The sequence below is a fragment of the Vibrio sp. 10N.261.46.A3 genome (genome assembly GCF_041472995.1).
In the GTDB taxonomy this organism is placed as follows: Bacteria; Pseudomonadota; Gammaproteobacteria; order Enterobacterales; family Vibrionaceae; genus Vibrio; species Vibrio coralliirubri.
The window spans coordinates 1-4,042 of sequence record NZ_JBFRRH010000056.1; the positions used below are offsets into that span (position 1 = coordinate 1).

General features: G+C 40.9%; 3 protein-coding genes. All 3 read left to right on the forward strand.

Translation table 11 applies throughout. The annotated features are described in order from the left end of the window. Positions 1-194: 194 nt before the first annotated feature. The 3 genes from AB4484_RS13600 to AB4484_RS13610 all read left to right on the forward strand — a co-directional run bounded on the left by AB4484_RS13600 (position 195) and on the right by AB4484_RS13610 (position 3,932). On the forward strand, positions 195-1,157 hold the full coding sequence (locus AB4484_RS13600; protein ID WP_372078687.1) for a XamI family restriction endonuclease: 963 nt from the start codon (positions 195-197) through the stop codon (positions 1,155-1,157). Between the two features lies 1 nt (position 1,158). Further along, entirely contained in the window at positions 1,159-2,685 is a 1,527-nt protein-coding gene (locus tag AB4484_RS13605; RefSeq protein WP_372078689.1) for an Eco57I restriction-modification methylase domain-containing protein, read from the forward strand. Between the two features lie 308 nt (positions 2,686-2,993). Further along, on the forward strand, positions 2,994-3,932 hold the full coding sequence (locus AB4484_RS13610; protein WP_372078691.1) for a replication initiation protein: 939 nt from the start codon (positions 2,994-2,996) through the stop codon (positions 3,930-3,932). Positions 3,933-4,042: the final 110 nt, after the last annotated feature.

Here is a 4,042-nt window from a genome sequence, read left to right on the forward strand (position 1 = left end):
ATTTGTGTGTCTACGGGTGGCTTTGGCTCTTAAAATGGCTTACAGGCTGCTTGAGGGGCTTCTAGATGCTGTTTTCGATAGAAAAGTCGTGCATTTACCATAATAGGAATAATGACCACCTCAAATTTAGATTTATTCCAGACTTAATAAAATGAGATACTCAGACAAATAATAAATTTGATGAAGGTTCATTTGTGGCAGTAAACAGAGATAAAGTTGACATTTGGAAGTCAGACGTTGCTAAGTCTGTTGATTTTTACAATGACTGGTTTATGACGTTCGCGCCCAAGGCGTTTAGGGAAACCCGAGCTGAAACCACTAAGCAAGTTGAAGAAGCTCTTCAACGGACGGAAAACTTAACGAATATTAAACCTGATACCCTTCAGAGTCATCCTTCTGTTTTGCCCATGCTTCGAATGACTACATGCCCGCCAATTGCCCGTGATCGTCTTATTGGTTTGTCTGGTGTGTCCCCCAACTTAGTGAAGTCCATGGAAAAAGATGGACGTGTTCCACCAAAAATGAAAAAACCTGAATTGGTCAAACAATTGGATATGATCGGGGAGATTATAGAAAAGATGGCTGACCCTGATATTTTCGTTTGGAAGAACCGTGGTGATGCAGGGACTAAAGAAGAAGTTCACAGAGCTTCAACAATCGTTGCTGACCGTCTTTGTGGTGCGGTTGCTGACCCAATAATCAGAAACGCTCAAGAACAGCGGCAACTTTCTGCTATGAAAGCATGGCTTGAAGCTCGTGGGTATCGTGAACTGAATTCGGGAGAAGCTGAAGATTGGCTTTCTATGCCTAATGGCACTTTTTCATTCCGGTTCAATGTACCGGTAAATCAAGGCGATGATGGTAAGCAAGTTAACATACCGGTAGATGCCGTAATCATGCGTAAAGATGCTAAAGAAGGTGACTTCCCTGCGCTGTTTGAAGCTAAGTCTGCCGGTGACTTTACTAACACGAACAAACGTCGCAAAGAAGAAGCTATTAAGATTCAACAGCTTCGTCATACCTATGGTGAAAAAATAACGTTTGATTTATTCCTATGTGGTTATTTTGACTCAGGTTATCTCGGATATGAAGCTGCTGAAGGTATTGATTGGGTTTGGGAACACCGTATTGATGATTTAGCACAGTTCAGGTTATAAAATGAATATAGATAGACTAGAAAAAAAACGTCAGACCCTACAGGCGGAACTTGACTCTCAAAAGAGTCAAGAAGAACGCAATATCATGGGGCAATTTTCTACGCCGAATATGTTGGCTAACGACGTTCTAATCCATGCAAAAAACATTTTCTCTAACCGTGGGAAGGTTCGTTTTCTTGATCCCGCATTTGGGACTGGTTCGTTTTACAGTGCGTTGAATAATGTATTTTCTGAATCCCGCATTGAAGCGGCAACTGGTTTTGAAATTGATGAGCATTACGGTAAACCAGCTTTGAAGCTATGGGAAGGAACTGACCTTGATTATCAGCTTGCCGACTTCACGAAACAAACTCCACCGGCTGAAGATGAAAAATATAATCTAATTATTTGTAACCCGCCTTATGTTCGCCACCATCACATAAACGGACAAAAGGAACGACTTCAAGCTAAAGCACTTGAAGCTGCAAATATGAAACTGTCTGGCTTGGCAGGTCTATATTGTCACTTCATGGCATTAGCACACCCATGGATGAAGAAAAACGGTATTGCCGGTTGGTTAATACCCAGTGAATTCATGGATGTTAATTACGGTCAGGCTGTGAAGGATTATTTACTGAAAGAAGTAACGCTTCTTCAGATTCATCGATTTGATCCAAATGATGTTCAATTCGATGATGCCCTTGTTTCATCAGCTGTTGTTTGGTTTAAAAATAAGAAGCCGGTAAAAAATCATAAAGTAAAATTCACTTATGGCGGAACGATCGACGCTCCTGAACATGAAAAAGACGTTAGTGTTTCTGTATTAAGAAAAGAAAATAAATGGACAAGGTTCCCTTTATCTGAAGAACGGGAAGAAAACGATTCACCAAGATTAAATGACTTCTTTGATGTTAAACGTGGTATAGCAACCGGTGAAAACAAGTTCTTTGTTCTTACACGTGAACAAATTGAAAGCCGTAGATTACCACTTGAACAATTTCGCCCAATTTTGCCTAGTCCGAGATATCTTAATTCGACTGAAATTAACCCTGATGAAAATGGCTATCCAGAAATTGAAGATCAGCTATTTGTTCTTGACTGTAAGCTTCCATTTGATGAAGTAAAATGGAATTACCCTGAACTTTATCAATATCTCGAAGAAGGTATTCAAGCAGGTGTATCTGAAAGGTACTTGTGTAAAAAACGTAAGATTTGGTATTCGCAAGAGCGAAGATCTGAAAGCCGTTTCTACTGCACGTATATAGGACGTTCAGATAAAGAAGGGAAAAAGCCATTTCGTTTTATCTTAAACAGATCAAAAGCAATTGTTTCAAATTCATATTTGATACTTTACCCCAAGCCGTTCTTAGAAAAAAAAATTGAAGAAAAACCTGAATTGAATGATCAGTTGCTTCAAGCATTGAACCAGATAACTGGGAAAGCAATGACAGATGAGGGGCGTGTTTACGGAGGTGGTATGTATAAAATGGAACCCAAAGAGCTTGCTAATGTACCAGCCAATGAAATTAGGGCACTTATACAAGTATAAAACTCGTTGTTCGTAGGTGGTCGATTTAACGTAACGACACTTAGTGCGCAGTACAGTGTTTCGGTAGAACAATGATTATCTAAAGGTCGCTATAGCGGCCTTTTTTGTGCCTGATAGCAAGAAGCTTTAAAGGGGAAATTGCGAAGCAAGGTATTGAGGAGTAAGATAAACGCCAGATAAAACAAAGCCCTGAATCTTAGGTCAACTTGGCGGTAGATATAAGAAGTCAGGGCTGAATTTCTAAGGTAATTTTAACACATGAACAGACAAATACAATCAGCACATAACCGCCATAAGCGCAGTTATGTGTGAAAGCTAAACGTTCAGACGCTTTTCAACTCGAGCTAATCGAGACACTTCCTTATAAGCCGTATTGCACCGATGAACTCGGTGTTACTTACATACGCACCAAAAACACAGCGATCAAGAAGAAGTATCTGCAAGTGAACCAACCGAAGTTGGTCACTTATCTGATCTTTGATATTGACCGACAAGGCTCGGTTCTAGCTTGGTACGACAACGACCTACCACCGCCATATTGGTCTACTAAGACTCCTGAGAACGCGCACGGTCATCTTAGCTACCGCTTGAAAGTGTCGGTATGTACTTCTGATATGGCTCACCTTGAGCCGATGAAGTACCTAGCTGCCATTGAGTCAGCTATGACGGAGAAGTTACAAGCTGATAGAGGTTTTGCAGGTCTATTAACTAAAAATCCGTTACATAGTCACTGGCAAACTGAGATTTGGACAGAGCACGAATACACGCTAGATGAGTTAGCGGATTATCTCGATTTAAAAGGCCATCCAAGAAAAGGAATAGAATCTTCTGGCTTAGGTCGTAATTGTGAGTTATTTGAATCTGCAAGCAAATGGGCATACAGAGCTATTAGGGGCTATTGGGCACCAGATTATAAGCCAATGTGGAATGGCGCTGTATATGACCACGTAGAAGCCCTTAACACTCAATTTAAAGTGCCTTTGCCAGTGTCAGAGGTGAAAGCAATCGCTAAGTCTATTGCTAACTGGACGTACAAGCATTTTACACCTCAAGCCTTTAGAGCAAGCCAAGCAAGGAAAGGTGCAAAGGGTGGCAAAGTATCGACAGGTGGTAAGATTTCAAAAGGAGGCGGTCGTCCTACTGGAACTATTAAAGCTGATTCTATCGCTCAGGTGAAACCGTGGGAAAACTTAGGGATCAGTCGAGCTACTTATTTCCGTAAAAAGAAAGCTGGCCTCCTTGAGTGAGACTAAAAACAACAGCCTTATCAGATAACAGCCCTTTTTAGGGCTGTTTTGGGTTTCGTTTTCTGCGATTGAGACCACGTTATATTATTCGGAGGTTGAGATTACGCTAA